This window comes from Paenibacillus sp. FSL R5-0914 (assembly GCF_038004525.1).
Taxonomy (GTDB): Bacteria; Bacillota; Bacilli; order Paenibacillales; family Paenibacillaceae; genus Paenibacillus_AQ.
On record NZ_JBBORH010000001.1, the window covers coordinates 287021 to 311888 of the forward strand.

The following is a 24868-nucleotide window of genomic DNA, read 5'->3' on the forward strand; positions in this document are numbered from 1 at the left end:
TTGTATAAAATTATACTAACTGATAATCATTGACCCGTCAACTAATATATCAAATCATTTTTTAAAAATCAATATTGCTTATCCTCTTATGGTGCTATAGTCTTGAACAAAAAGGAGGAATCCTATGAGAATCTCCCTGATTCAGCTGGATATAGCATTTGGCAAACCCGATATGAATTATGCTGCTGTAGCAAATAAAATTAGTGTAGCGGCCGCCACAGCCCCCGACTGTCTTATTCTCCCTGAGCTTTGGACCACTGGCTATGATCTTACCCGACTAGAAGATATTGGCGATCCAGAAGGAGAAATTACCAAGGAATTCATCTCCAGCTTAGCAAGACAATACAACATCAATATCGTCGCTGGTTCAGTCGCTAGCAAGAACGCCTCCGGTGTAACTAATCATATGTTTGTATTTAATCGAACTGGCGAACTCGTTGGCGAATACAGTAAGCTACATTTGTTTCAGCTAATGGATGAACATCTATATTTGCAGCCTGGAGAAGACAAAGGCCTCTTCACATTGGAGGGCACGTTATGTGCCGGATTAATCTGTTATGATATCCGATTTCCAGAATGGGTTCGTGCCCATACCGCACAAGGCGCAGAAATCTTGTTTGTCAGTGCAGAATGGCCATTATCCAGGCTATCACATTGGCGTGCACTACTGATCAGCCGAGCGATCGAGAACCAATGTTATGTAGTAGCCTGCAACCGTGCAGGAAGCGATCCTAACAATACCTTTGCTGGGCATTCTATGATAATTGATCCTTGGGGAGATATTTTATGTGAAGCTTCTGAAGGGGAAGAAATCCTAACGGGGGATATCGATTTACATATGGTGCGTGAAATTCGAGCACAAATCCCGATTTTTGCAGACAGACGTCCGGACTTATATGATTAAAAAGAACGTAACAGATGCTGGCCTCTCGCCAGATTTCCGTTACGTCCTTCTTAACGATGCTCAATATCCATTTATCCTTGGGCATAACGTTCATGCAGAACTCGCGCAGCATCCAGAACACGCGGATCTTCATAGTCTAGGAAATATCCGGTCTCCTGCTGTAGCCTGTCAGAGGATTTAAGCGCCACTCCACGGTGGGCTAATGCTTGTCTAATACCTTCGGCAAATACTTCAGTCGCATTCGGTCCACCTAGTTCGCCAAGCCCAGCGATCGTCTCTGGACGAACCCGTGGATAAGATAATGCTGAGTCTCCTCCAGAGGCTTGCTCATAGAATTTATGAATAAGTTCACCACGTTCCTGTCCCGAACCCGAAACCACTACAAATGCATGTACAAAATAGGCATTATTTTGTCTGCGCTGAGCAATGCCGCAAAATTTCCGCCCACCGATCGCCAAATCGAAGTCCCCCGGGCAGTAAGAACCAACAATTTCACCAGCCTCAATTTGAGCCGCAGCCTGTGGATGACTCATAGCAACTGCCTCAGTGATCAGAGAAGCCAGAAGCCTAAAGTCATCATGAAAGTCCAGCTTTCCGCGTCCTTTGGGGAGAACTAGCGAAACATTAACAATTCCATCATCCAGAGGCACCGCAGCACCACCGGAATGTCTCACCGCTGTACGAATGCCTCGCTGCTCCAACTTAGCCATCGCTTGGGCCGCGTTCGGAAGCTTGCTGTCCCGTAGGCCGAGCACAACACCCCCAGAATGACTCCATAGGTGCAGACTAGGAGGAACAAGTCCCGCTCCGACATCCCTACAAAGGGTCTCTTCAAAGGCGAACGGGATCAACATCTCCCCAATGCCCCCTGTTTCCTCACCTATCCTGTCATCCTTTAAGATTAGATGCTGAAAAAGTCCCATTTCTGCAGGAAGTCCGATGACTTCTTTACTTCTATCAACAGATCCATTGATCATTGCATCGTACTCCCGAGTATCCACCGATTCCCCTCTTTCCCGTATTATCCGTGATATTGTAATCGTTCTGCCTCGCTAGTCGAAATCAGAATTGAAATGAGGTTATGATAACGCTATCCTTATAGTATACGAACATGCCCCAGCTCGAATAGGGGGTAGCCTTAGGTTCATGCTATACACAACGTTAAGGAGTGATGCCGCATGACAGTGGAAGTGATGAAGGAACGACAGTTAACCAAGACAAGACAATGGGAACAGGCACTTAACCTGCTGTATATTGATTTCTGGGATTACTGCCATGATGCAATTAGCAAATTCGATGACGAGGACATTCACCAAGCAAGAGTGAACTGCCGTAAGCTGTTAACACTGCTTTCCATTCTCGACCCTGGTCATACTCTAGGGCTATACCCCCTATTTGAAAAAGCCCAAAAGAGATTAGGCAAGGTCAGAGATGCAGACGTTCTGATTGAATCGTTCAAGACTAAACGTAAACACGCCAAGGAAAACGGCGATACAAAGACAGCAGAACTGTTGAAGGCTGTGATCGACCACCAAAAGGACAAGCGCAAAACTTATCGTAAAAAGCTGGCCGATGAGCTACCTAAGCTAATCAATGAGGATCTGGATGAGAAGTGGAAAGCTTTCCTAAGTGAACAGCTAGAGGCCCTGGTAGCGAAAAAAGATGCCAACGTTGTCATGCGCGAACTTGAGGTAGCTTACGAGCAGAAGAAAAAAGCTTGCAAGGCTATATTTCGTGGACAAGATGCCGAATCAGAAGCAGCCTTCGACTCACTGCATGAGCTGAGGATGGCTGCTAAGGAACTGCGATATACCGCTAGTGCAGCCTCTTTTGCGTTAAATCAGAAATTTCATGCCCATGAGGAAATATATAAGCAGATTCAAGATCAACTCGGGCTAATTAACGATAAACGCCTATGGCTGGAAACACTAAATGCTATTGGGCGAGAAGAGCTGAATGTCGGCAAAAAAACATGGAATACCTTTACTGAAGAATTAAAAACCGAGGTACTCGATGCACTGCACCAAAATGATGTCATACCGCTCACACATCAAATAAAGTAACTCTGAATCTTTTATAACCTCTTTATTCAGCCGTTGTATCTGATGCGCCGTATTCTTCTATATTCACATTTACTTCATAGGTAATCGGAATTTGGCTGAAGGTTTCGTCCCAGTTATCCTTGACGCTCCGCCATACGGCTGGATGCTGATTATGTAGACTGGTGCCGAAACCGGCAGCTTCGGTATGCAGTTCCTTCTGCATCTTTGTTACAGTAGTTTGCACTATTTCTAGGACACGCTTCTGCAGCAAGGCTTTATCCTTCTTTACAATTCCGTCGTGTAATTTCTTCGCTTTCTCGGCAAAGACCTCAGCATATCTACCTGTAGATGTTATTTTCACGTTAAAAGAGATCTGACCATTATTCACATTGGCTTTGATCTTGCTATGCATGGTTTTAACCTCATAGGTTAAGAGGTCATTGTTATCCGGATTATACGTCTTAAGCACTCCTCCTAGCCCCTTCCCGGTCAGCCAGGCCATCCCCTCCAACTCCGACTCATCCAAAAAGCCAACAAGCTTTCCCGTTTCCCCGTTGATTACACCTGCTCCTGATAGCTTTGTCTCATGATCTATAGGAATAACATTTTGCAATAAGAAGCTTTTCTTTGCTTGCAACGGACCAACTACTTTGGCCAAAGTTACCGGCTCCCATATCCCCATATTACGGTCTCTGTTATTGAATATCCCTTCAAGTACAAATGCAGGAGTCTGACCCGGCAGTGCATTTTCCAATACATCCTTGGCCATTCCCTTGCTGACAAATAACATAACACTCGGACGGATATCATTATCCCGAGTAAAGAAATCTATGAGTTTAGTAAGATTATTGGAACGCGCGAGTTTTTCACTAATCACAATAACCTTTAAATGATGACCAATCGGAGTGCGTCTAGTACGCAGTGAAAGCTGCCGCATCGCTTCAAAGATAGAATCGCTAGTTTCACTCATATTATAGTAATTCTTAAAGGAAGAGGAACTGGCAGAAGACTTCATGACGGCGCCTCCCGATCCTTGTGGAATCGTAAATTGATAGGTACTTATTATTTTTTCAGGCTTCTTATGGCTCCCACCTTCCGGATTAGCTACTTCCTCGCCTCCTGACTCCTCCGCACTGTCCAGTGCAACACCAATCTGCATGTTTAATTCCTCGATCGGTACGCTGCTCCAGCAGCCTGATAACAGAGAACATAGTACAGTGAGTACGATCCACAACCTCCATTTTTTCATGAAGCAGCCCTCCGGAAGTATGTGATGATTAATAATGGTAAAGGAAGCACTCCGAATAAAATAAGCATAAAATCACCAATGCCTGATCCTAAAGCAAACAAAGCATTCACATTGGGAGGAATCCTAGAAACTATATAAACAACCGGAAGTAATGCCAATAAACAGCTTTTGAAGCTTCTATGAATGATTTGAGACAAACCTAACGCCGCTGCATAAATCGCAACACAAAAGGTACAAAAGATCTGCATAATCCAGATCACCAGCAACAACGACTCAAACCTTTCAAAGATGAGATAGTTCACCTCAAAGCTACGTACAAGATCGAGAAACGGCCAGGTTCTTGTGAGAACTCCATCTATAGAAAAGGCACCTAAGGTTGCTACAACTGCCAGGACATAAAATATCGTCGATATACAGGTTCCGGCTATAATTACCTTTACTGCTTTTTGGGGCTTGTCCATAAAAGCAACAACGAACAGCATCGCTTCACCAGCTGTAAAGGTCAGGATGGTTGGCCTGATCCCTTTCCATACGGGTTCCATTCCCTCTCCCAGTACTGGAAGTAGATTATTGAGGTCAAAAACTTCGAAACTTAGCAGACAAACCCCCAGAAACACTGTCCAGGTAATCGGAACAATAAGTCTGCACATGCTAGTGATCGCATTAATTCCTCCTCTGCATAAATAGAAGGCGATCCATATAAAAGCAGCCACTATCGCCCAAGGAGGTGTTCCTTCCAGTAGAAAAAAAGAGGTCACTTCCTGCACCGAACGTATCTCAAAGCCGGCAATACTGAGAAAATACCCAATGACTCCTATTGAGAGAACCACTCCGAGTGGTTTGCCGATGATCTTCCCGATATATTGAAAAAAAGTTTGGCCTGGAAACCTTTGACTAAGTTTCACAATGATCAAGCCTAACAGAAAGGAGATTAATCCCCCTAAAAAAATACTTATCCATACATCTGGACTACCACTGGCCTCTACAATGGTCCGAGGAAGCGTAAGTACCCCTGCCGCAATCGTATAATTGGCTAGAATGATCGTCGCTTGAACAGCAGTTATTCGATCCTTTACCTCGGCGCTCATGTTCTCTTCCTCCTTCACCTAGACTTTTCACCCTTTACGCAAAGGGTCCTTGGGTTTCAACAATGTAGGCCGCCCGGTTAAAAATTGCAAAGGCATACGGAATATAAAATCTTTCCAATTGACTGTTCTATTCGGGACTGCCAGACCAAGATAGGGAACACCAAAACTCTTCAGCTTAATTAAATGACTACTAAGCAAAAGAAAAAAAAGTACCACTCCGTATAATCCAAAGATTGCTGCAAAAAACATAGCCGCAAACCGGAGCATACGAAGCGTCATCCCAGCACTATACATTGGCATAGAGAAGGAAGAAACAGCAGTAATTGATACTACAATGACTAGGATTGGACTCACGATTCCTGCTTCTACCGCGGCCTGGCCGATGATCAAACCGCCGACAATCCCCATCGCCGGACCGATAGGTTTAGGCAAACGAAGTCCAGCCTCCCGTAAAATTTCAATCGAGGTTTCCATAATCAATGCTTCGATTAATACAGTGAAGGGAACGCCTTGCCTGGAGGCAATAATGGAAATGGCCAGCTTCGTTGGAATCAATCCGGGTTGGAACGAGAGAAAGGAGATATATAGTGCCGGCGCAAACAGTGATATCGTTGCCGCAAAAAAACGTAACAGACGTAGCAGCGACCCTACCATCCAGCGATCGTTATAATCCTCTGGAGATTGCAGTAACATCCCGAAGGTAACCGGCATAATCAACGCGAAGGGAGTACCATCAATTAAGATAGCTACTCTTCCTTCCAGGAGTGCTGCCATTACGCGGTCTGGTCTTTCTGTATTCTGAATCTGCTGGAAGGGACTATAACTATTATCTTCAATCAATTGTTCGACATAACCAGATTCTTGAACATCATCTATATCTATCGTTTTAATTCTTCGTTTAACCTCTTCTACAAGCTCATCATTCGCAATATCCTTGATATAGGTTAAGATGAGTTCCTTCTGCATTCTCTTTCCTAGAGTAAAAGAAATCATCGCTAGCTCCGTACTCTGCCCGTGTCTACGCAGCATTGCCGTGTTGTCGCTTAAAGTTTCATTAAATCCGCTCCGTGAGCCCCGTAAGACTGCTTCAGATTCTGGCTCTTGAATCCCTCTTGTAGCCCCCTTTGGACTACTAAGCACAAAAACTTCTGATATCCCCTCCACGAGCAGCACGGCAGATCCAAATAACACCTTCTGAAGGGAGAGGTATGCATTATCCGTAAGCTCAACTTCCGAGATAAGCAGGATCTCGTGGATGAGAATATCTTGTAGATCTTTCGCAGCCGGTACGGAATTCATATCCTTAAAAGGCTGATACGCATTCATTAACGGCTTCAATATATTCTGATCCATTTTGTCTTTGTCCGTTAGCCCGTCTACGTAAAAAAGTGCTGCTCTTGTCTTTATGCTTCCGATTCGCAACTCCCTTACATTCACATCATGCATATCGGCGCTGATCTCTCTGAATTTCTGCAAATCATCCTCAAAATGGCCACTATAAGTTATTCTTTTCCCCTTATCCTTAGTTACTACATTCGAGCTAGACTGCTTCACCGGCCCTTCTAAAATGCTTGTTTCTCCAGAGTTTTCTACGGAAGAAACACCTCCACCTTTGCTGCCAGTAGCTTTTTCCGCTCTAGTCGTTATCCTGTCTTCTTTAGCTTTAGCCCAGCTTATTGTACGAAGCAGGAAGAAAGGGACACAGAAAATCATAATCCCTTGGAAAACCACACCCCAACTTGGAATTAATTCTATTACCTCATTCCACACCCCTAACACCTCCTTTATAGCTGTGACCGTATTTTTTACCGAAGATGGATAATTCATGCATACAAAAAAGACCCCACAGTATGGGGTCTCCCTAAGTTAAACTTCATATGTTCTTATACCTCTATTGTATCTGTAAAGTGTCGGATGCTAGCTTTGGACGTTCGGCTGACGTAATTAAAGTTTATTGCGGCATCATGCGAGTGGTGATCGCGATGCGATTCCATGCATTGATTGTAACAATTGCCATGATGATCTCGCCAAGTCGCTTAGTATCGAAATGGCGCTCCGCTTCCGAATAGACATCGTCCGGTACATGTCCTTGCGTCACGAGTGTAACTGATTCGGTCAGCGCAAGCACTGCACGCTCCTCGTCGCTGTAGAACGGCGCTTCACGCCATGCGTTCAGCATGTAGATGCGCTGTTCCGACTCGCCTGCCTTGCGGGCATCCTTCGTATGCATATCGATGCAGAAGGCGCAGCCATTAATTTGTGATGCTCTGATTTTGATTAACTCCAATAACGACTTCTCCATGCCTGTCGATTGTACGAACGCTTCAAGACCCATCATCGCTTTGTATGCGGCTGGAATTTCACCGGCCAGATCCATTCTTTGTTCCATGGGGATAGCTCCTCTCCGGCTGTAGACCGGTTATCTTTTGATTGTTTCACTAATAAGACAATGCAAAAGCTCCGTTTGTGACAGGTTACCCCATTCGTTGTAATTTATCGGGATTGAGTACGATATAAATATGCTCGATCCGCTCCCCGGCCGCATCAAGCTGGAAGCTGATTGTCTTAAGCGGCCGGCCATCCCGATAGATGACGATGCCCAGCTGGCCGTTAAGTAGCACCATCCTTTGCGAATCTCCGAGGAATCCCTTCGTAATGACGCCTCCAATGAAAGCTTGAACACGATCTCTGCCCGTAATAGTGAAGATCGCTGCGCGAACTTTACCGCCGCCGTCCGACGTAAGCAGCGCGTCCTCGGTCAGCAGGCTGACAAGCGCATCGACGTTCCCGCCTCGAGCAGCTGCGAGGAATGCTGTCGCAAGAGGTGTTGCCTGAGCCGTGTTGTTTGGCAGAACTGGCGATTGTTGATGCAGCTTATCATTAGCGCGGCTAAATATTTTTCGACAGTTGGCTTCTGATTTTCCTAATACATCGGCAATTTCGCTATATTCGAAAGCGAAGGATTGGCGCAAGATGAAGACGGCTCTCTCGACAGCCGATAAATGTTCCAGCATGACGAGCAGGGCGTAGGATACATTTTCATCGTGATCGAAAAGATCAGCAGGATTATCGCCGCCTCCATTCGTAAAGCTGACGAGCGGTTCCGGCAGCCATGTGCCGACATATTGCTCTCTCCTTATACGAGCGGATTGCATATAGTTGATGCAACGATTTGTTGTCATACGGATTAAGTAAGCTTTCGGATGGGTGATATCTATTGTTTGTAGCTTGCTGTACTCGATGAATACGTCTTGAACGAGGTCCTCTGCATCTGCTATAGAGCCGGTCATACGGTAAGCGATTGCTTTCAGCAGAGAGTGATAGTTGGTATATGCGACCTGAAAATCCATACGTGCTAGACTCCTTCCAAAGCTGTGCCTTTCATACCGTCACGGCTCACCGCGGCGTCTACATCGTTCAGCGGATGATCAACAATGTAGACGCTCTCCTAGGGCTTCATGTCTAGCCTATTTAGTGCACGCAGGAAAATATCCGGATGAGGCTTCTTAATGCCTTCTCAGCTTGAGATTAATATAGCATCAAAATACAACTAAATTCCAATTCCCTATGCTAGAATAACCTTGTTCAATATCCCTTGGTAGGCTGCTATCGGACGTAAGCCAACCAACTTTTCCATTGGCTGCCCATCTTTATATACAATGACTGTAGGCATCCCCATAACACCAGCTTCCCCAGCCAGATCCGGCAATTCGTCACAATTCACCTTCACAATAGAGACATCGTCTCCATATTCCTGATGAAGATCTTCCAAAAGAGGCAACAGCACCTTGCAAGGGGGACACCATGGCGCACCGTAATCTACCAAAACCGTTCCACCACCGCGAATCTCTGCTCGTACCCAATCAGCGCTATCTGCATTTGTAATAGCCATTTGTCATTCCTCCTCAAAGTTTTCAACTCCAGCAGTACCTACTCCAAACTCTCCAGTGTACATGCCTCTAAACTACTCTCGTTCTGCTCTTGCAAGATAGAGGCCATTCTTTCTTCCAAATTGCGTTTGATCTGATTCAGTTCTACAAGCTGACGTTCAATATCCTCAAGCTTGCTACGGTATAGTGGCATCACTTCTGCGCAGAAAGCTTCTTTGTTCTTCAAAACACAATGTAGAAAGCCCGCGATCTGCTCTGTGGACAGACCCAGGTTCAAATATAATTTTATCGTTTCTACCGTCTCCACAGCGAGCGGAGAGTACTCCCGATATCCGTTGGCCTGACGGATCGGCGAAATTAATCCCTGACTCTCATAATAACGAATTGAACGGACGCTTACGCCCGTCAGTTTAGCAAGCTCACCTATTTTCATAGCAATCTCCCCGGGGTTCATGAGAATTGTTCTACACCAGTATAAACCCTGACATCAATGTAAGAGTCAACAAAAAAAATCCAACCGTAGTTATCCCACAGTTGGACTCATTTATAATCTTACAACAAGTATATCCGCCGCTTATATTCTACAATAATCCTGCTGCCCAAAGCCCACCTCTACGAATCATTTCGCGGAATGGTTCTACTGAGAATGATGGTAAATGATGCCCTGGCATTAAATAAACAACCCGGCCCAAGCCAAATTCGTGACACCAAGCCGCTTGGCGCATAGCTCCCTCATGAGAATATTCAGCGAGCACCGTTGTTTCGAAATAAGGATGCATCTCAAAATAATACGGCTCATCCTCAATTACAAATTCTTCAATTCCCTGCATAATGGGATGCTCTCGTGCGGGTATGGACATCTGCAGCGAAGTATACTCTGGATGATGGGTGAAATGTGCGCCCAGCATAGCACCAAGCTCCTGATTGCGCTGTAAGGAAATTCCGTTATGTACCACTAGTAGTCCGCCCCCGCCAGCCACATAAGATAGCAAAGCACCACTTTGTTCCGCGGGGATTTTGTCATCAGAAAATTCAGTGTAGGAGATTACCAGCTTGTAGTCAGACAACGTTTCTTTATTGAGAAGTGCATAATCCTCTGAAGAGAAAACCTGTAAGTCATTCGCAAGGATTTGTTCGATCTCCCGGTCCACGCCAGCAAAGGGGTGATATTTAACCTCCGAGTAGCTTCCGAGTGCGAGTGCTTTTAGTGTAGACATGTTATCAGCGCCTTTCTTCTTATCTATTTTGAAATATCCGTTCTACCACGGCCATGAGCTGCCATCCGTATCCAGATAGGCTGGTTCCTCGCCCATATATTTTTTATAATCCAGAACAAGGTCGATAATCTGCTCCGCGGACTGTTCAGGAGTCATTTCCGCTTGCTCATCCTTCTTACCATGCATATAAGTCTGCAGCCAGCCAGGATGGAACACCATTACTTGACCGCCAAGCGTTCTCAGATGATTGTGCATCAAGGAGGATTGCATATTCAGTGCTGCCTTCGACATACAATAGCCATACATGTTGATACGCTTATTTCGGGCAATACTGCCTGCCTCCGATGAAATATTGACGATTAATTTATCCTCACTTTGTAGTAATAGTCCCATCAGTGCATTGCTGACTCTTAACGCGCCAAGCGTATTTACATTATATATTTCTGCCATGCCTTCATCATCCAGCTCCACCAGCACAGTAGCATTATCAGCAGAACGAATAATACCTGCATTATTAATAATCATATCGACATATCCAGTTTTACTGGCTATCACTCTTGCAGCCTGCTTCACACTATCTTTATTGCTGATATCTAGGGGGATAAGCTCCAACTGTTCAGGATATTGCTCTTTAAGCGCTTTCAAATCTTCCGATTCTTTTAAAAACTGTCCTGCAAATACTGAGAACTGTTTGGCCAGCAACGAACGTACAAGCGACAGTCCGAGCCCCCGATCAGCTCCAGTTACACATGCAACTCTCTTCATTCTTCTGAACACTCCTATCTCGTAGCGATATGGTTAGGCATGTTGCTTCTTTTCACCTTAGCATGCTGTACTCTTTTTTTCAACGCGATTGGTTTCAGGTATATCGCCTCTTGTGCAAGCCTTTTAGAATCCTTTTTGTTTTAATTTTGATATATGTTACAATCATGATTACAGGTTGTTAACAACACAATTGTTAGCAAAATAACGATCCCAGGAGGGTGATATCTATGTCTATTCAACAACTCCATACGCTGGAGGATCTTGAGCAATATGTAGCTAAGCCTGGCAAGAAGCTGCTGTTCAAACACAGCACGACCTGCCCGATTAGTGCTAAAGCTAATGAAGAGTTTCAGGCTTATCTAAAGGATGCGGATACTGCCGCTGCAGTGGTCTTAGTCATCGAGGATCGTCCCGTTTCCAATCAAATTGCTGAGGATTTTGGCATCAAACATGAATCTCCACAACTCTTCCTGCTTGAGGACAATGAGGTTCGCTGGAACACTTCCCACTGGAAAATTACAAGAGATGCTATCAAAGAGGCTGTGAACCAATGAGTGAGCCAGTGATTGTCTATTCAACCGCAGGGTGCAGTGACTGTAATTTGGTTAAAAATTATCTTACGGAGCAGGGTGTCCCTTTTGAAGTAAGAGATGTTATGACCAGCACAGTCTATCAAGAGGAAGTTGAGAAGCTTGGATTCATGGGTGTTCCTGTCACTGTAGCAGGGGATCAAGCGATCAAGGGATTTAATCTTCCTGCGCTCAAAGCACTCATCGAAGCTGCCCAATAATTAAGCCATTAAACTATTCAGTACATGATGTAATTCATAGCTGCAAAAAAGGGTATCCTCATAGCCAATCGGCTTGAAGGTACCCTTTTTCAAAATATAAGAATCTATAATTTTCATGCTATACATTATCCTTATATTTCTCGCATAAACGCTTACCGTCCTTTAGGGACGCCGAAGGCGTTTTTACTTGTTAGTCATAGTCTATGCTTCCTCACGTATGAGATCTGCCACGACCAGCACATCCACGTTTCTGGCAGAACGCAGAATCTGCTTGGTAACATCGCCGCGAATACTTTTTCGCAGCCATGAGCGTTGTGATTGACCGATAATAATCTGAGTGCTCTGCAAAGCTTGAGATCTTTCAAGCAGCAAGGACGCCACTCGGGCGGGGAGCCCACTCTCAATCATCTTAAACGTTCCACCCAGTCGTTCCGTCAATTCCTTTAAATCATTTATACGTTTATCATATACGGGTCCATTTTGTTTAAATTCCTGCACATACGTAACATACCAGCAAGCTTTTAGACGATATGCAATCCGAAAACCACGCCGAATTAAACGCTCCGCATGATCCCCCAAGGTGATACACACATATATAACTTCCTGACGCCGCCAAGGTCCCCGTAACGAACCAACACGTTCCCAAGATTCTAGCCTTTCATCAACATCATCAGCAATTTCCCGCAACGCCAGCTCCCGAAGGGCGATCAAATTCCCGATTTTGAAAAAAGCCCCCAGCGCCTGATCCACCTTGGCCATGGCATATATTTTTCCGTCCTTCATTCGCTCTTGAAGCGTCTTGGGTGATACATCGATAAGCTCTACCTCATTTGCCCGCTGTAGAATGCTGTCCGGAAAAGTCTCCCTTACTCTAACTCCTGTAATTTGCTCTACGGCGTCATTCAGACTTTCTAAATGCTGCACATTCACGGTAGAGATCACAGATATTCCCGCATCCAGCAGCTCCATAACATCCATATACCGCTTCTTATGTTTGCTGCCTGGCATATTGGTATGAGCAAGTTCATCCACAAGCACAACTTCTGGATTACGCTTAATAATTGCTGCCGTATCCATCTCCTCAAGGACAGTCCCGCGGTACTCCATACGTAGACGCGGAAGGGTCTCCAATTCGCCGATTTGTTCAAGGGTTTCTTTGCGGCCATGTGTCTCCAGGAGTCCGATCACGACATCGATCCCTCTCTTCAAGAGATCGTTCCCTTCACGCAGCATCTTGTAAGTCTTGCCCACACCGGGAGCAGCCCCAATGTATACCTTAAAGGTTCCTCCGCGAATCGCATCGATTTTATCCTTTACTTCCTGACTGCTTAACCTGTGATAGGCATCCGCTTTCCGTTCATTACGAGTCTGCCGGGTTGGAAGTACACGTTCTCCCTCACGGTCTGCGCGATCCGCCACGAAGAACACATCCACACCTCGGATTTGCTTCAGTAACGAATTAGCGATTGAGCCTTTCCATAATTCCTGCCAAGCGGTCTGCTTGGAGTGTCCCATAACGATTCGGGTAATATTGTGTTCGATCGCGTATTTTACCAACAGACGTGGGATCTCCCGCTTCGAGCGAAAGGTGATCTCCTCCATAGAGGCACCAATCTTCTCGGTCAGCTTCCAGAGGGAACGCTTAAAGGTAGCTGCTTCCTTAGAAAGGGTGAGACCCTGCTTCCAGAATGACACCACTGACAGATCCCCATTTAACCGCTTGGCAATCTGCTGTCCACGTCGGATATGGATCGAGCCGTTCCAATAATACTGCGCAGATACCAACACCTTTTCTGCGATCCCCGAAGCTCCCTGCAACCCTTGTTCTTCCCGGTGTTTCTCCAGCGAATCATTAACATCCTCAGCAACCATCCGAAGTGCCAGCTCCCGCAGCTTGCTTAAATTACCCTTGTTAAAAAGCGATCTCTGCTGGTGCTTCCCTAAATGTCCATCGGACAAGCGCTGAAGTATCTTTTCTGGAGTCACATCAATTAGAACGATATCATCGGCAAGGGTAAGCACCTCTGCAGGAAGGGAATGCTCTACCTCAATCCCGGTCCACTTCCGCACTAAATCCGCAGCACCCTCCAGTTCGTATACATTTACAGTTGTAATGACACTAATCCCATTGCTCAATAAATATTTGATATCTTCCAGTCTTCCAGACCTCTCCGCACCCTCGCGATTCTGGTGAGCCAAGCCATCGGTTAGCACAACTTCTGGATTACGTGCCACAATAGCAGCTACATCAAGATCCTTCTTCTCTATATCTTTCTGAAACCAATGAATACTTGGTATCCGTTCCAAATCGCCCAGCTGATCCTTAGTTTCTGGACTCTGATTCGTCGAAACCGCACAGATCACAACATCGATTCCCTGCGCTTTTAGCGCCTGGCCCTCACGCAGCATCTGATACGTTTTGCCCGACCCACTGACCGGACCGATATAGATCTTCAGACGTCCCCGATGCAGCTCATAGATAGAGAGCAGCAGCTCCTCCGGCGTCTTCCTCCGGTATGTTCCCATCAAGACCACTCCTTAATAACCCCGATCATGCATGTACCCTTCTGTTCCAAGAAGAAACGACGTTGTCGTCCTTCAAAGATGACAGCCGTTTCTCGTAGAAATATAAGGATGATGTATAATGTGAAACTTATACTTTCTTATATTTTAGAAAGCAAGATATCCCTGCCCGATTCTAGTAATCTGGCAGGGACATTTACTATATTTATTTGTTCGCTAGTTTCAGTAGATCCATGTTCAGCTTCAACACATTGACCCGTTCTTCACCAAACAACCCTAAGTCACGACCCTCGGTATGCTTATTTACGAGCTCTTCCAGCTGTGATGCAGGAATACCGGTTAAATTGCTAATCCGAGGAATCTGCACCATAGCTGAAGCTGGTGTGATATGCGGATCAAGCCCCGAACCCGAGTTGGTGACCAAATCAACTGGCAATTTGTTCACGGGCACATCCGGATTATCGAGCTTCCACTGCGTAATGAAATCCTTTGTCCGCTGCAGCATATCCGGATTGGATGGAGCGTAGTTATTGGACCCTGAGGCTTCTGCTTTATACTCAATACTAGACACACGACCATGAAATAGTCCTGGGTTCGTAAAGTTCTGCCCAATGAGTTCCGAGCCTACAACTACTCCAGCATCATTCTTAAGCAAGCTGCCGTTCGCTTGCGACGGCATTAGAACCTGGGCAAGCGCTGTAGTTGTCAGAGGATAGATCACTCCGCAGAGAACAATAAATACTAAACTTAGTCGCACAATAATAAAGAAATAAGCACCTTTCGATGATGATAACTGCTCTTCAGTGTCCTCCATGGAGTTTCCGTTATTCACGATGCTCTCACCCTTTCAATGATTAGTCAACACGTCGTTAAATCCATACACTTACGATCATATCAATGAGCTTGATGCCCGCAAAAGGAACTACCACTCCGCCTAGCCCATAGATAAATATATTGCGTCCAAGCAGCTTCGTAGAGCTCATAGCTTTATACGACACACCCTTCATAGCCAGTGGGATGAGCAGCGGAATAATAATCGCATTAAATATTAAGGCGGATATTATAGCCGAGCTTGGCGAGCCTAGTCCCATTACATTCAGGGCTTCCATTTCAGGAATAGCGAGCATGAACATCGCCGGAATAATGGCGAAATACTTCGCGATATCATTCGCGATACTAAAGGTTGTTAACGCACCCCGCGTCATCAGCAGCTGTTTACCAATCGCCACGACCTCAATAATCTTCGAAGGGTCAGAGTCCAAATCGACCATATTTGCTGCTTCCTTAGCAGCTGTAGTGCCGCTATTCATGGCTAAGCCCACATCAGCTTGTGCAAGGGCAGGGGCATCATTTGTACCATCCCCAGTCATCGCAACCAGCTTACCCTCGTTCTGTTCGCGGCGAATGACTGCTATTTTATCCTCAGGTGTACTTTCCGCGATGAAATCATCTACCCCCGCTTCACGGGCAATCGTAGCTGCGGTCAGCGGATTGTCACCCGTACACATGATGGTCTTGATCCCCATTTTCCGCAGCTCATCAAACCGCTCTTTCATGCCTGGCTTAACGGTATCCTTCAAGTAAATAAGTCCATAGATCCGATTGTCTACCGCAACCGCTAACGGGGTCCCCCCCATCCGGGCGATGGCATCAGAATTACTGTCGAGGTTCGCGGGAATGACACCGCCTTTCGACTGTACCCATTTCTTCACGGAGTCTACCGCACCTTTGCGTACGCAGCGTCCATCTTGCAGGTCAATACCACTCATCCGAGTTTCGGCCTTAAACTCTACGAATTCGCCACCTTCAGCAAGCTTGCTGTCATAGCTGCGTTCCAGCTTTTTGGACAGCTCAATTACAGAACGTCCCTCAGGCGTCTCATCCTTTAGGGAACTGATGGCCGCCCATGCCGTAAGCTCCGCTTCGGATTCATTTCCGACTGGTACAAATTCACTCGCCATCCGGTTCCCAAAGGTAATCGTACCGGTCTTATCTAGGATCATCGTATTAATATCGCCGGCAGCCTCAACTGCCTTACCCGACATGGCGAGTACATTAAACTGGGTCACCCGGTCCATACCCGCTATTCCGATTGCGGAGAGTAGCCCCCCGATTGTTGTCGGAATCAGACAGACCAACAAGGCGATCATGACGGGAATATCAAGATCAACACCTAGATAAGTTGCAATCGGCCGCAAAGTCACTACTACAATCAAGAAAATCAGCGTCAGACTGATCAAAAGCGTATTTAGCGCGATTTCATTAGGTGTCTTCTGACGTTTCGCCCCTTCAACGAGGGAAATCATCCGATCTAGAAACGACTCACCAGGATCACTAGTAATTCTGACTTTGATCTCATCACTGACGACCCGTGTACCGCCTGTAACGGAGCCAAAGTCCCCACCAGCCTCCTTGATTACAGGTGCGGATTCACCTGTAATCGCTGATTCATCTACGGAAGCTAGCCCTTCAATCACCTCACCGTCACCAGGGATGAGTTCTCCCTGACTGATAATGACGATATCTCCTTTACGCAGCTCGGAGGAAGAGACTGTCTTCACCGACCCTCCAACCAGTTTGTTGGCAGTGATATCTTGTTTCGTTTTCTTAAGCGAATCAGCTTGGGCTTTACCGCGGCCTTCCGCCAGTGCTTCAGCGAAGTTCGCAAACAGCACTGTAAATAGCAGAATGAACAACACTGTGATATTGAACCCTATCGATTGCTCTGCATTAAAATATCCAGGAGCCAGCACCATGAGGAGGACAATGATCGTACCGACCTCTACCACGAACATGACTGGATTTTTGATTAGCGTTACTGGGTTAAGCTTTATAAAGCTATCCTTTACAGCGCTTAGGAGTATGGGTCCCGTCAGCAGCTTTTTTCTTTTTACAGTACTCATCTTATTCTCCCTCTTCCTACCGTAAGGTTAGATATTCTGCAATGGGGCCGAGTACAATGACCGGCAGGAACGTCAACGCACCGATAATCACTACTGTACCAATCAGAATTCCCGTAAACAGTCCATTGTCTGTGCGGAACGTGCCAATCGTCTCAGGAACCGGCTTCTTCTGAAGCAAAGAACCTGCTACCGCCAACATTGCGATAATAGAAACATAACGACCTAGCAGCATGACAATCCCGGTTGTAACATTCCAGAAGGTTGTGTTGTCCGCAAGTCCTTCAAATCCTGAGCCATTGTTCGCGGCAGAAGAGACATATTCATATAACACTTGGCTGAGTCCATGGAATCCAGTGTTCGTAATCGCCCCTTGCCCCAAATCGGTCAGGAACGCAGCTGCAGTTGGCACAAGGATAATGAACGGATGCACAAGGATCGCAATGGCAATCAGCTTCATCTCCTTGGCCTCTATCTTCCGTCCGAGGAACTCCGGTGTCCTCCCGACCATCAGACCGCACAGGAAGACACCCAGAATCGCATACATCAGCATATTGATCAGTCCGACACCTTTACCACCGAAGACATTGTTGAGCATCATCAGTGCAAGAGGCGTAATGCCTCCCAGCGGCGTCAGCGTATCATGCATATTGTTAACACTACCTGTCGTAGCTGCGGTTGTTACTGAAGTAAACAAGGAAGACTGCGGTATGCCGAAGCGCACCTCTTTACCTTCCATGCTACCTTGTGAAGATTCGATTCCTAGTGCATTGATCGCCGGATTACCTTTTGATTCAGCATAGAAGTTTAGGCTTAATAGCAGAACAAACAAGGTCATCATTGCGGTAAAAATTACCCAGCCCTGACGTTTGTTCTTGGCAAACAATCCGTACATATAAGGGAGCGAAGCTGGCAGCATCCACATAGAGAGAATCTCCAGAACGTTCGTAAGTGGATTAGGGTTCTCAAAAGGATGGGATGAATTGGCCCCGAAGAAGCCGCCACCATTCGTGCCCAGATGTTTGATCGATTCCAAAGAAGCTACTGGACCGATAGCAATTTGTTGTGTTTGGCCCTCTAGTGTAGTGACTTCAAGTGATGGCTTGAGCGTTTGTGGCACATGCAGTCCTACCAGCACCAATGAAACTAACAAAGCTAGCGGAATGAACACACGAATATGTGCTTTGACGAAATCCTCGAAGAAGTTCCCGACTGATTTCCGTCCCGTGATTCCTCTGACAAAGGCAACCGCAACAGAAAATCCGCTCGCTGCAGATGTGAACATCATCATCGTGATGACAGCCATTTGTGAAAAATACGAAAGCCCCGTCTCCCCGCTATAATGCTGCAGGTTCGTATTGGTCATAAAGCTGATCACTGTATTAAATGAAAGCGTCTGTTCCATATCCGCAATTCCATTCGGATTTAGCGGTAAACCCCGCTGCAATCGAAGAAAGATATAGCTGAAAGTAACCAGTACGATATTCGTTAAAACAAAGCTGAGCGCGTACTTCTTCCAGGACATACCGTCCCGTTTTTTCAGGCCGATCAGCTTATAAATTCCTTTTTCCATGCCTCCAAACCATCGATCCGTACGGTTCGGTTCATTAGAAAATACATAATATAAATACGTGCCCATCGGCTTAACCAGCAAGATAAGAATTACGATTACAGCAACTATTTGCAAAATGCCCATGAATGCCCCTCCTTAAAATTTCTCCGGATGAATCAATGCGTAAACCAGATATACAAACAACAGTAGGGTAACAGCGATTACTAGAATCACAACTTATCCCTCCCTGTATCCTCAACTACACCTGCGCACCAGCGCATAAATCCATAAAACAACCCGTAAATTACAGCTAACGAAGCTACCATATACAGATCCATCATATCTCCCGCACTCCTTCTTTTATCCTTGATGAGGTGATTTATCGATTAGAAAATCAGCATCACCACTGTGGGAATAGATTACATAACTTGCACCAAGTCTTTTATAGACCAATCTAGGATTTATTGAGCTTGTGATTACAAAAATCGGCTGCGTCGTCCAAGTGCGGCACATCTGAATGTAGCGGCAGCATAACGTAAAGCTGCTCTCGAACAGATATACCCGTCCTACCGGGAACGGCGGGCGAAACCAAGTATTCTGATGGCGGGTATCAACTAGAACGACTTGTTCAATCCCCATCTCTTCGAGTAGGGCCTTCTCAGGCAAGTTGTTGGTCAATCCGGCCATCTTAATGCCTCTGAATTTTAGAAGCTTAATAAAATGTTCGCCTGCCTTCGTTGGCGCACATACCAGTACATATTCATTCTGATCTGTCATCTCTTATTCTCCTCAAATGCTTTGCTTGTAAGATCAGAGCTTGATCACCCTGATCTTGAAAGAAAAGCTACCGCTAATGATGAATATAACGACCTCTTCGTGAGGTTTTCCATAAATGCTTTGCTTAAAAAAGCACAGCAAAAAGCCACAAAGGATTCTCCTCTGTGGCTCGCTAGCGGTCACATTGCACTCATCCTCTCTCCATACGCTTACGAGGTTAGCTGTCGGATTCGGGCGGTGAGAGTCGCCCTACCTGTATAGATGCGAGCTCACTCGCACCTTCTACAGGATTCACCCCATAACCGGCTTCCGACTCTCACATCGTCTGCCGATTGTTGGTTCCCCCGCTTTCCTTATCGGAAATTAAGCGGATCAAATATTCGATTGTTGTTGAAACAGGAGTAATCATACCCTTATGCAGGAAGAATTGTAAAACCTGATTGATGCCAAAATAATGCAAATTAAAAACTATTTTCGCGTTGGATAGCGCTTACTTGATATCCAATCTCTCTATATCTCTTGTTTACTCGAGTTTTAATCCATTAGCGAAAAGCGGGCATACCATGTGATTTTATTCACCACAAATGTAGAAATCTCAAAAAATCGCCTTTATAGGTAAGAAAACAAGAAGTCGAGATTAAGCGAGGAAGAAGCCCGATAACTCGCAATAAATACCTATTTGGTTCCCTTTTCCGTCGTAGTAGGCAGGATTTGGTTTAAATTGCGCTCAAAAGAACACTTTCTGTTTTTACAGAAACACCTTGAAAAGAGTATGATTCGGGTTGAATCTATTTCACGAAATACATTCAACGCTGAGTTCCTGCATTTGCAGGGAACGGGGGAACCATCAGGCCACATGGCCTACTTGGGGTGAATCCGAAGGAGACTGTTCAAGTCTCACATAGGTAGGGCGACTCTCACCGTCCGAATCCGACAGCTAACCTCGTAAGCGTAAAGAGAGAGACCCTTGATCCGCCACGCTTTGGCACAGGTGTGTGTATACCTGTATTCCAAAACCGCAGCAGAGGTCCTCCTCTTGCTGCGGTTTTTGCGTTACCTGAATCTATAGGGTGATAGCATGCTGGACGGGGTGAAAGGAATGAAACACTATTATTGGGGAACTCAGCAAGGGCTACTTGAGCCGATAAGTCTAAATTATGTTTGCTTTGGAGCGTTGTGGTTCGAAGAGGATCATCACAGAACTATTGTCGGCTATGCTTTTGGTCAGAAGCAGATTGAATCACTTCGCCATTTCAGCAGCCCATCTACCTGTGAATACTGTATGGACCGAACAATTATATACGAAATATATAAAAGTATCCGAGAAAAGCAACAGCTGCAGGATTGGTCAGCACACCAACGTTTTCCGTGGCTCACCGCTTTTAAGGAACCGTGGAAAGATGTTGCAGTCGGTTGGTACGTAATGAGATCCCGCAACACCTTTCCCTTACATTTATCCGTTATACGCAAACAGAAATTCAGACTATGGCTGGAGCATGCCGCAGTCTGTGAGAATGAAGCTGAAATGCTCGCCTGTATAGAGAAGGCTAATGACATTCACCATGTAGATCTTAAGCTTTTGGAAACCTAAGGAGGAGAAAACTGTCATGGACCAGCGAAGACTATCTCGCATAGAAGTATTCGTCTTTGATTCACCTGAGCCTATTCATTATGGAATGGAGGCTGATCAAGGCAGCCGTTATGGCATCCTGAAACTTACCTGTAAAGGAGGTAGCAGCTGGGGGGCATGTCTTATCTCTGCCAATACCAAAACTTTCGATCTTATTAAATGGAGTTCTTTTCTCAGAATGATATACCATTGCCGGCTAGAGGAAGCGATAGATAAAGTACGTACCCATGGTTCAGAGTGGGATCAGACTCAGTTTGAGCTAGTACAAGGTGCTTTACAGGATTTAAAAGCCAAGCTGCAGGGCAAATCCTTGGCAGGGCACATTGAACAAGGTCGTCTGTACAGAGCTGTCGCTGGTGGGAGAGATTCCAAAGGAGGGCGGCTATATTATAAACCATCCAGTGTTGCGCTTCAAAAACATAGTTATCCAGAACCTGATACCGCCGAGCTTATCAACAAATCCATTTCTTACTTTTCTATATTATAGGTTCATCCCATAAACAATTCTGAAAGGATCGTGTTTATCATGCCTGACCCCTTACCTGCCGAATCCCCCCGTAGAACTATATTTGCAGAGTGTGTTCAGAAGTGTACGAATGATATCTATATGCTCAGTTCCATGTTGTTACAACAATCAGCAGAAGCTGAGGAGGTTACTATCCGTACTTTTAAAGAGCTTCATAAAATATTCCGTCAAAAAAGCTTCGACAGCCAGCTATTCTCTGTCGAAGCTTACCGCTCTTGTATCCGACAATGCGCCGATTATTACGCACGCCGCTCTCTCCTGTCTGCCAAGGCATTGCCTTGGGAGGAACAGCTTATAAAAACGATGTGGTATGGCCTAAAGCTATCTTTACCTCAAATAAGCATCATCCTGCAAAAGAGTGTTCCTGTACTAAAAGCGCAGCTTAGGCGTGTGCGGGAGCAACTGACTGCTCCAGAGGATTTGCTGCCTAGTGGTAATCTATCCGTTGTCTAATCCCTCAAAAGGAAAGACATTTGAGTGTACGGAGCATATATTGGACTCAGGAGCCCTGGAGTCCGCAACTATCTTCCAAATAACTTTTACGATACGTACACAAAAAATAAAAAAGCCACGGCATCTGCCGCGGCTTCCTTATCTCCTACTATTACGCTTTACTCTTACGCGCCTTACCGTACATCCACAATCCCGCAATCATCCCCACCATGGCAATCCCAGTCAATACACCCTGAGTGAAATCCATTAAAGCGGACCCATTGGTCGAGAGCATTCTACTAACCGTAGCCAGAGATACCGAACTCATTAAAAGCATCATATTGTATTGTTCACTTTTAGTCATGATTACCACTCCTTAAAAGTTTATATGAAGCCACTTAGATCTTGTAAGCCTTCATCGCTTTTCTGATCTCTTTAATACTTGGACGTTTGCCGTACATCAATACGCCTGTGCGATAGATCTTGGCAGCCAACCATCCAAAGATGAACGTGGTAACAAGCAGGATGGCTAATGATACAATAACTTGCCAGATCGCTACTTCACCAACACCAATTCGGAGCAGCATGGTCAATGGAGAGGTGAAAGGCACATAACTCGCTACCTTAACCAGCAGAGTATCCGCATTAGAAATACTGAACAGTGGAACATAGAATGCTACGAAGCCTAACATCATAATCGGCATAACCGCTTGGCCAAGATCCTCTGTACGGCTGACAATCGAACCTACAGCTGCATACATCAAGGCATAGAGGAAATAACCTAGTACATAAAGAACAATTCCATAAAGCAACAAGTTAATATTAAGCTGGCCTAAATCCAGGTCTAAATCTTTCAAAATCGTTGCATTATGCGGAAGCTTAAGATTGACAACTACCGCTGCGATAATGACGCCAATTTGTAATAATCCTACTAAGAAGACACCGATAACTTTACCAAACATTTGCGCTAAAGGTGAGGCACTTGTAATCAGAATCTCCATGATCCGTGAGCTCTTCTCTGAAGTAATCTCAGCTGCGATCATATTACCGGTCATCATGATAGACATGAAGAACAGCATAAGCATGGCGTATACAATGACGTAATTAATAGGTGGAGCGGATTCCTGCGACGCATCCTTATCTCCCGCAGTCCCATCAGGGTTGAGCTGCTGAGTAGCTATCTGTACCGGTGTTGACATAGCAGCAATCTGCTCCTGCGTCAGCTTGTCGCCAACGATGAACTGGGTGTTGGCCTGCTGAAGGGCATTTTGGAGATAGATTTGCACATCGCCCTTCAATTCACCATTTTCACTATGATAAGTAACGGGTGGAAGTCCTTCGCCAGTAGGTTCTGCAAAAGTAACGTACCCCTCTACAGTCCCTTCATCTAAAGCTTTCTTTAGCTCCGCATCGTCGGCAGAAGTATATTGCACAACTTTTGCCTGCGGCATTCCCTCAGGTGAAGTATATGCCTTCAACAACTCTGCAGCCTGATTTCCCTCTTCCGCGATCACAGCAATTTGAGTCTCTGCGTTTGTTTTAGAATCACCCTTAAACTGATCGATGATGTACGGAAGATTCATCCCAATGCTGAGCAGCAACACTAGAATTAACGTAGTAATCATGAATGATTTCGTTCTTACTTTATTTTTAAAGGTAAAGCCAATAATTGTTCCCATCTTATTCATGAGATTCACCCACCGCTCTGATAAAGATTTGATTTAACGTTGGTTCCTTAATTTCAAAATGCTCCACTTCACCCTGCGCCATCGCCTGCTGTAGGATACGTTGTGCTGCGCCGATCTCACTGATGGACAACAGATAACCTCGCTCCTGTCGCTGTACTGCTGTTACACCTGCAATTGATTCTAGACCGGTCACTTCGTTATCCGTACGCAACAATACTTGTTCACGAGGATATCCACTCTTAATCGTACGAATATCGCCCTGCACGACAGTATTGGAACGATCCAAAATCGTAATATTACGGCAAAGCTCTTCAACATGCTCCATCCGGTGAGTAGAGAATAAGATACTCGTTCCTTGATCACGTAATTCTTTTACCGTATCTTTCAGTAGTTCCACGTTAACAGGGTCCAAGCCACTGAAGGCTTCATCAAGGATGAGAATTTGCGGTTTATGAACGACTGCGGCGATAAAGCCCATTTTCTGCTGATTCCCTTTGGAGAGCTCTTCAATCTTCTTATTGTAATAATCTGGAACCTCAAACCGATCAAGCCAATAGCGGAGGCTCTTATCTGCATCACTAGCTGACATCCCCCGCAGACGTGCCAAGTAGACGATTTGATCGCTTACCTTTACCTTTGGATATAATCCTCTTTCTTCGGGCAGATAGCCCATGATTTGCTGAAGTTCGCTGTTATACGGCTTTCCATTATACAAAATATTCCCGCCATCAGGGTAAATTAGGCCAAGCACCATGCGCATGGTGGTTGTTTTTCCTGCACCATTTGCCCCAAGTAATCCGTAAATTTCCCCCTTGTCTACCGTTAGGTTAATTCCGTTTACAGCGGTTTTTTCTCCATATTGCTTCATTACACTTTCCAGCTTTAAGGCTTCCAT

26 protein-coding genes and 2 riboswitches are annotated in these 24868 nt (G+C 45.5%); of the genes, 7 read left to right on the forward strand and 19 right to left on the reverse strand.

Features of this window, described 5'->3' with window-relative positions; all coding sequences use genetic code 11:
* The first annotated feature begins 124 nt into the window (after positions 1-124).
* Complete coding sequence (locus MKX60_RS01170) at positions 125-904, forward strand: carbon-nitrogen family hydrolase (protein ID WP_341058915.1); 780 nt, start codon at positions 125-127, stop codon at positions 902-904.
* Positions 905-975: 71 nt separating this feature from the next.
* Here the strand turns inward: MKX60_RS01170 and MKX60_RS01175 are convergent, their stop codons facing one another.
* On the reverse strand, positions 976-1905 hold the full coding sequence (locus MKX60_RS01175; RefSeq protein ID WP_341058917.1) for a lipoate--protein ligase family protein: 930 nt from the start codon (positions 1903-1905) through the stop codon (positions 976-978).
* 177 nt (positions 1906-2082) lie between these two features.
* Between MKX60_RS01175 and MKX60_RS01180 the strand changes: the two genes are divergently transcribed.
* Positions 2083-2967: a CHAD domain-containing protein gene (locus tag MKX60_RS01180; RefSeq protein ID WP_341058918.1), complete on the forward strand. Its 885-nt coding sequence runs from the start codon at positions 2083-2085 to the stop codon at positions 2965-2967.
* 22 nt (positions 2968-2989) lie between these two features.
* Here MKX60_RS01180 and MKX60_RS01185 read toward each other — a convergent pair whose 3' ends face one another.
* The 9 genes from MKX60_RS01185 to MKX60_RS01230 form a co-directional block, all read right to left on the reverse strand.
* On the reverse strand, positions 2990-4195 hold the full coding sequence (locus MKX60_RS01185) for a Ger(x)C family spore germination protein (protein WP_341058920.1): 1206 nt from the start codon (positions 4193-4195) through the stop codon (positions 2990-2992).
* Positions 4192-5283: a GerAB/ArcD/ProY family transporter gene (locus MKX60_RS01190; RefSeq protein ID WP_341058921.1), complete on the reverse strand. Its 1092-nt coding sequence runs from the start codon at positions 5281-5283 to the stop codon at positions 4192-4194. The genes MKX60_RS01185 and MKX60_RS01190 overlap by 4 nt, the downstream gene beginning before the upstream one ends.
* Before the next feature lie 27 nt (positions 5284-5310).
* Complete coding sequence (locus tag MKX60_RS01195; protein ID WP_341058922.1) at positions 5311-7053, reverse strand: spore germination protein; 1743 nt, start codon at positions 7051-7053, stop codon at positions 5311-5313.
* Positions 7054-7234: 181 nt separating this feature from the next.
* Positions 7235-7672, reverse strand: coding sequence for a carboxymuconolactone decarboxylase family protein (locus MKX60_RS01200; protein WP_076285910.1), 438 nt, complete (start codon positions 7670-7672; stop codon positions 7235-7237).
* 85 nt (positions 7673-7757) lie between these two features.
* On the reverse strand, positions 7758-8633 hold the full coding sequence (gene sigJ, locus MKX60_RS01205) for an RNA polymerase sigma factor SigJ (protein ID WP_076300146.1): 876 nt from the start codon (positions 8631-8633) through the stop codon (positions 7758-7760).
* 215 nt (positions 8634-8848) lie between these two features.
* On the reverse strand, positions 8849-9175 hold the full coding sequence (locus tag MKX60_RS01215; protein ID WP_042184566.1) for a thioredoxin family protein: 327 nt from the start codon (positions 9173-9175) through the stop codon (positions 8849-8851).
* Between the two features lie 38 nt (positions 9176-9213).
* On the reverse strand, positions 9214-9606 hold the full coding sequence (locus tag MKX60_RS01220) for a MerR family transcriptional regulator (protein ID WP_076285912.1): 393 nt from the start codon (positions 9604-9606) through the stop codon (positions 9214-9216).
* Between the two features lie 148 nt (positions 9607-9754).
* A complete protein-coding gene (locus MKX60_RS01225) occupies positions 9755-10390 on the reverse strand; it encodes a ThuA domain-containing protein (RefSeq protein ID WP_076285913.1) in 636 nt (211 codons plus the stop codon).
* A gap of 42 nt (positions 10391-10432) precedes the next feature.
* A complete protein-coding gene (locus MKX60_RS01230; protein ID WP_076300144.1) occupies positions 10433-11155 on the reverse strand; it encodes an SDR family NAD(P)-dependent oxidoreductase in 723 nt (240 codons plus the stop codon).
* Positions 11156-11382: 227 nt separating this feature from the next.
* Between MKX60_RS01230 and ytxJ the strand changes: the two genes are divergently transcribed.
* Together ytxJ and MKX60_RS01240 are read left to right on the forward strand one after the other, a co-directional pair.
* Entirely contained in the window at positions 11383-11709 is a 327-nt protein-coding gene (ytxJ, locus tag MKX60_RS01235) for a bacillithiol system redox-active protein YtxJ (RefSeq protein ID WP_042123836.1), read from the forward strand.
* The gene (locus MKX60_RS01240; RefSeq protein WP_042184561.1) at positions 11706-11945 is read left to right on the forward strand and encodes a glutaredoxin family protein; all 240 of its coding nucleotides are present in this window, start codon (positions 11706-11708) and stop codon (positions 11943-11945) included. Before ytxJ ends, MKX60_RS01240 begins: the two co-directional genes overlap by 4 nt.
* A 201-nt stretch (positions 11946-12146) precedes the next feature.
* Here the strand turns inward: MKX60_RS01240 and MKX60_RS01245 are convergent, their stop codons facing one another.
* From MKX60_RS01245 to MKX60_RS01265, 6 genes are all read right to left on the reverse strand, one after another.
* Positions 12147-14471: a histidine kinase gene (locus MKX60_RS01245; protein ID WP_341058923.1), complete on the reverse strand. Its 2325-nt coding sequence runs from the start codon at positions 14469-14471 to the stop codon at positions 12147-12149.
* Positions 14472-14673: 202 nt separating this feature from the next.
* Positions 14674-15282, reverse strand: a complete 609-nt coding sequence (kdpC, locus tag MKX60_RS01250) for a potassium-transporting ATPase subunit KdpC (RefSeq protein ID WP_076300181.1) — start codon at positions 15280-15282, stop codon at positions 14674-14676.
* 55 nt (positions 15283-15337) lie between these two features.
* Entirely contained in the window at positions 15338-17371 is a 2034-nt protein-coding gene (kdpB, locus tag MKX60_RS01255) for a potassium-transporting ATPase subunit KdpB (protein WP_341058924.1), read from the reverse strand.
* A gap of 16 nt (positions 17372-17387) precedes the next feature.
* Entirely contained in the window at positions 17388-19064 is a 1677-nt protein-coding gene (kdpA, locus tag MKX60_RS01260) for a potassium-transporting ATPase subunit KdpA (RefSeq protein ID WP_341058925.1), read from the reverse strand.
* A 12-nt stretch (positions 19065-19076) separates the two neighbouring features.
* Positions 19077-19154 carry a K(+)-transporting ATPase subunit F gene (gene kdpF, locus MKX60_RS31620; RefSeq protein ID WP_076285959.1) on the reverse strand — a complete coding sequence of 26 codons (78 nt, stop codon included), beginning with the start codon at positions 19152-19154 and terminating at the stop codon, positions 19077-19079.
* A gap of 126 nt (positions 19155-19280) precedes the next feature.
* Positions 19281-19697, reverse strand: a complete 417-nt coding sequence (locus MKX60_RS01265) for a hypothetical protein (protein WP_076285918.1) — start codon at positions 19695-19697, stop codon at positions 19281-19283.
* Positions 19698-19887: 190 nt separating this feature from the next.
* A riboswitch (cyclic di-AMP (ydaO/yuaA leader) is annotated at positions 19888-20077 on the reverse strand.
* 420 nt (positions 20078-20497) lie between these two features.
* Positions 20498-20663: riboswitch (cyclic di-AMP (ydaO/yuaA leader) on the forward strand.
* Between the two features lie 133 nt (positions 20664-20796).
* Between MKX60_RS01265 and MKX60_RS01270 the strand changes: the two genes are divergently transcribed.
* The 3 genes from MKX60_RS01270 to MKX60_RS01280 are packed head-to-tail and all read left to right on the forward strand — an operon-like array spanning position 20797 to position 22306.
* Entirely contained in the window at positions 20797-21288 is a 492-nt protein-coding gene (locus MKX60_RS01270; protein WP_339268511.1) for a hypothetical protein, read from the forward strand.
* A 16-nt stretch (positions 21289-21304) separates the two neighbouring features.
* On the forward strand, positions 21305-21814 hold the full coding sequence (locus MKX60_RS01275; protein ID WP_094877483.1) for a hypothetical protein: 510 nt from the start codon (positions 21305-21307) through the stop codon (positions 21812-21814).
* A gap of 39 nt (positions 21815-21853) precedes the next feature.
* Positions 21854-22306: a hypothetical protein gene (locus MKX60_RS01280; protein ID WP_341058926.1), complete on the forward strand. Its 453-nt coding sequence runs from the start codon at positions 21854-21856 to the stop codon at positions 22304-22306.
* A gap of 151 nt (positions 22307-22457) precedes the next feature.
* Here the strand turns inward: MKX60_RS01280 and MKX60_RS01285 are convergent, their stop codons facing one another.
* From MKX60_RS01285 to MKX60_RS01295, 3 genes are read right to left on the reverse strand one after another with little or no spacing between them, the layout of a single operon-like run.
* A complete protein-coding gene (locus tag MKX60_RS01285; protein WP_042123819.1) occupies positions 22458-22649 on the reverse strand; it encodes a hypothetical protein in 192 nt (63 codons plus the stop codon).
* A gap of 34 nt (positions 22650-22683) precedes the next feature.
* Positions 22684-23973 (reverse strand): ABC transporter permease, encoded by a 1290-nt coding sequence (locus tag MKX60_RS01290; RefSeq protein WP_076285923.1) that lies wholly within the window; start codon positions 23971-23973, stop codon positions 22684-22686.
* Positions 23966-24868 carry an ABC transporter ATP-binding protein gene (locus tag MKX60_RS01295; protein ID WP_341058927.1) on the reverse strand — a complete coding sequence of 301 codons (903 nt, stop codon included), beginning with the start codon at positions 24866-24868 and terminating at the stop codon, positions 23966-23968. Before MKX60_RS01295 ends, MKX60_RS01290 begins: the two co-directional genes overlap by 8 nt.

Bases quoted from the DNA above. Each gene is read 5' to 3' on its own strand.
- sigJ (WP_076300146.1), bottom strand. From the start codon at position 8,633: ATGGATTTTCAGGTCGCATATACCAACTATCACTCTCTGCTGAAAGCA.
- MKX60_RS01290 (WP_076285923.1), bottom strand. From the start codon at position 23,973: ATGAATAAGATGGGAACAATTATTGGCTTTACCTTTAAAAATAAAGTA.
- MKX60_RS01230 (WP_076300144.1), bottom strand. From the start codon at position 11,155: ATGAAGAGAGTTGCATGTGTAACTGGAGCTGATCGGGGGCTCGGACTG.
- MKX60_RS01265 (WP_076285918.1), bottom strand. From the start codon at position 19,697: ATGACAGATCAGAATGAATATGTACTGGTATGTGCGCCAACGAAGGCA.
- MKX60_RS01225 (WP_076285913.1), bottom strand. From the start codon at position 10,390: ATGTCTACACTAAAAGCACTCGCACTCGGAAGCTACTCGGAGGTTAAA.
- MKX60_RS01200 (WP_076285910.1), bottom strand. From the start codon at position 7,672: ATGGAACAAAGAATGGATCTGGCCGGTGAAATTCCAGCCGCATACAAA.
- MKX60_RS01215 (WP_042184566.1), bottom strand. From the start codon at position 9,175: ATGGCTATTACAAATGCAGATAGCGCTGATTGGGTACGAGCAGAGATT.
- MKX60_RS01275 (WP_094877483.1), top strand. From the start codon at position 21,305: ATGGACCAGCGAAGACTATCTCGCATAGAAGTATTCGTCTTTGATTCA.
- MKX60_RS01170 (WP_341058915.1), top strand. From the start codon at position 125: ATGAGAATCTCCCTGATTCAGCTGGATATAGCATTTGGCAAACCCGAT.
- MKX60_RS01295 (WP_341058927.1), bottom strand. From the start codon at position 24,868: ATGGAAGCCTTAAAGCTGGAAAGTGTAATGAAGCAATATGGAGAAAAA.
- MKX60_RS01220 (WP_076285912.1), bottom strand. From the start codon at position 9,606: ATGAAAATAGGTGAGCTTGCTAAACTGACGGGCGTAAGCGTCCGTTCA.
- MKX60_RS01280 (WP_341058926.1), top strand. From the start codon at position 21,854: ATGCCTGACCCCTTACCTGCCGAATCCCCCCGTAGAACTATATTTGCA.
- MKX60_RS01190 (WP_341058921.1), bottom strand. From the start codon at position 5,283: ATGAGCGCCGAGGTAAAGGATCGAATAACTGCTGTTCAAGCGACGATC.
- MKX60_RS01185 (WP_341058920.1), bottom strand. From the start codon at position 4,195: ATGAAAAAATGGAGGTTGTGGATCGTACTCACTGTACTATGTTCTCTG.
- kdpA (WP_341058925.1), bottom strand. From the start codon at position 19,064: ATGGGCATTTTGCAAATAGTTGCTGTAATCGTAATTCTTATCTTGCTG.
- MKX60_RS01180 (WP_341058918.1), top strand. From the start codon at position 2,083: ATGACAGTGGAAGTGATGAAGGAACGACAGTTAACCAAGACAAGACAA.
- kdpB (WP_341058924.1), bottom strand. From the start codon at position 17,371: ATGAGTACTGTAAAAAGAAAAAAGCTGCTGACGGGACCCATACTCCTA.
- MKX60_RS01285 (WP_042123819.1), bottom strand. From the start codon at position 22,649: ATGACTAAAAGTGAACAATACAATATGATGCTTTTAATGAGTTCGGTA.
- MKX60_RS01245 (WP_341058923.1), bottom strand. From the start codon at position 14,471: ATGGGAACATACCGGAGGAAGACGCCGGAGGAGCTGCTGCTCTCTATC.
- kdpC (WP_076300181.1), bottom strand. From the start codon at position 15,282: ATGGAGGACACTGAAGAGCAGTTATCATCATCGAAAGGTGCTTATTTC.
- MKX60_RS01270 (WP_339268511.1), top strand. From the start codon at position 20,797: ATGAAACACTATTATTGGGGAACTCAGCAAGGGCTACTTGAGCCGATA.
- MKX60_RS01240 (WP_042184561.1), top strand. From the start codon at position 11,706: ATGAGTGAGCCAGTGATTGTCTATTCAACCGCAGGGTGCAGTGACTGT.
- ytxJ (WP_042123836.1), top strand. From the start codon at position 11,383: ATGTCTATTCAACAACTCCATACGCTGGAGGATCTTGAGCAATATGTA.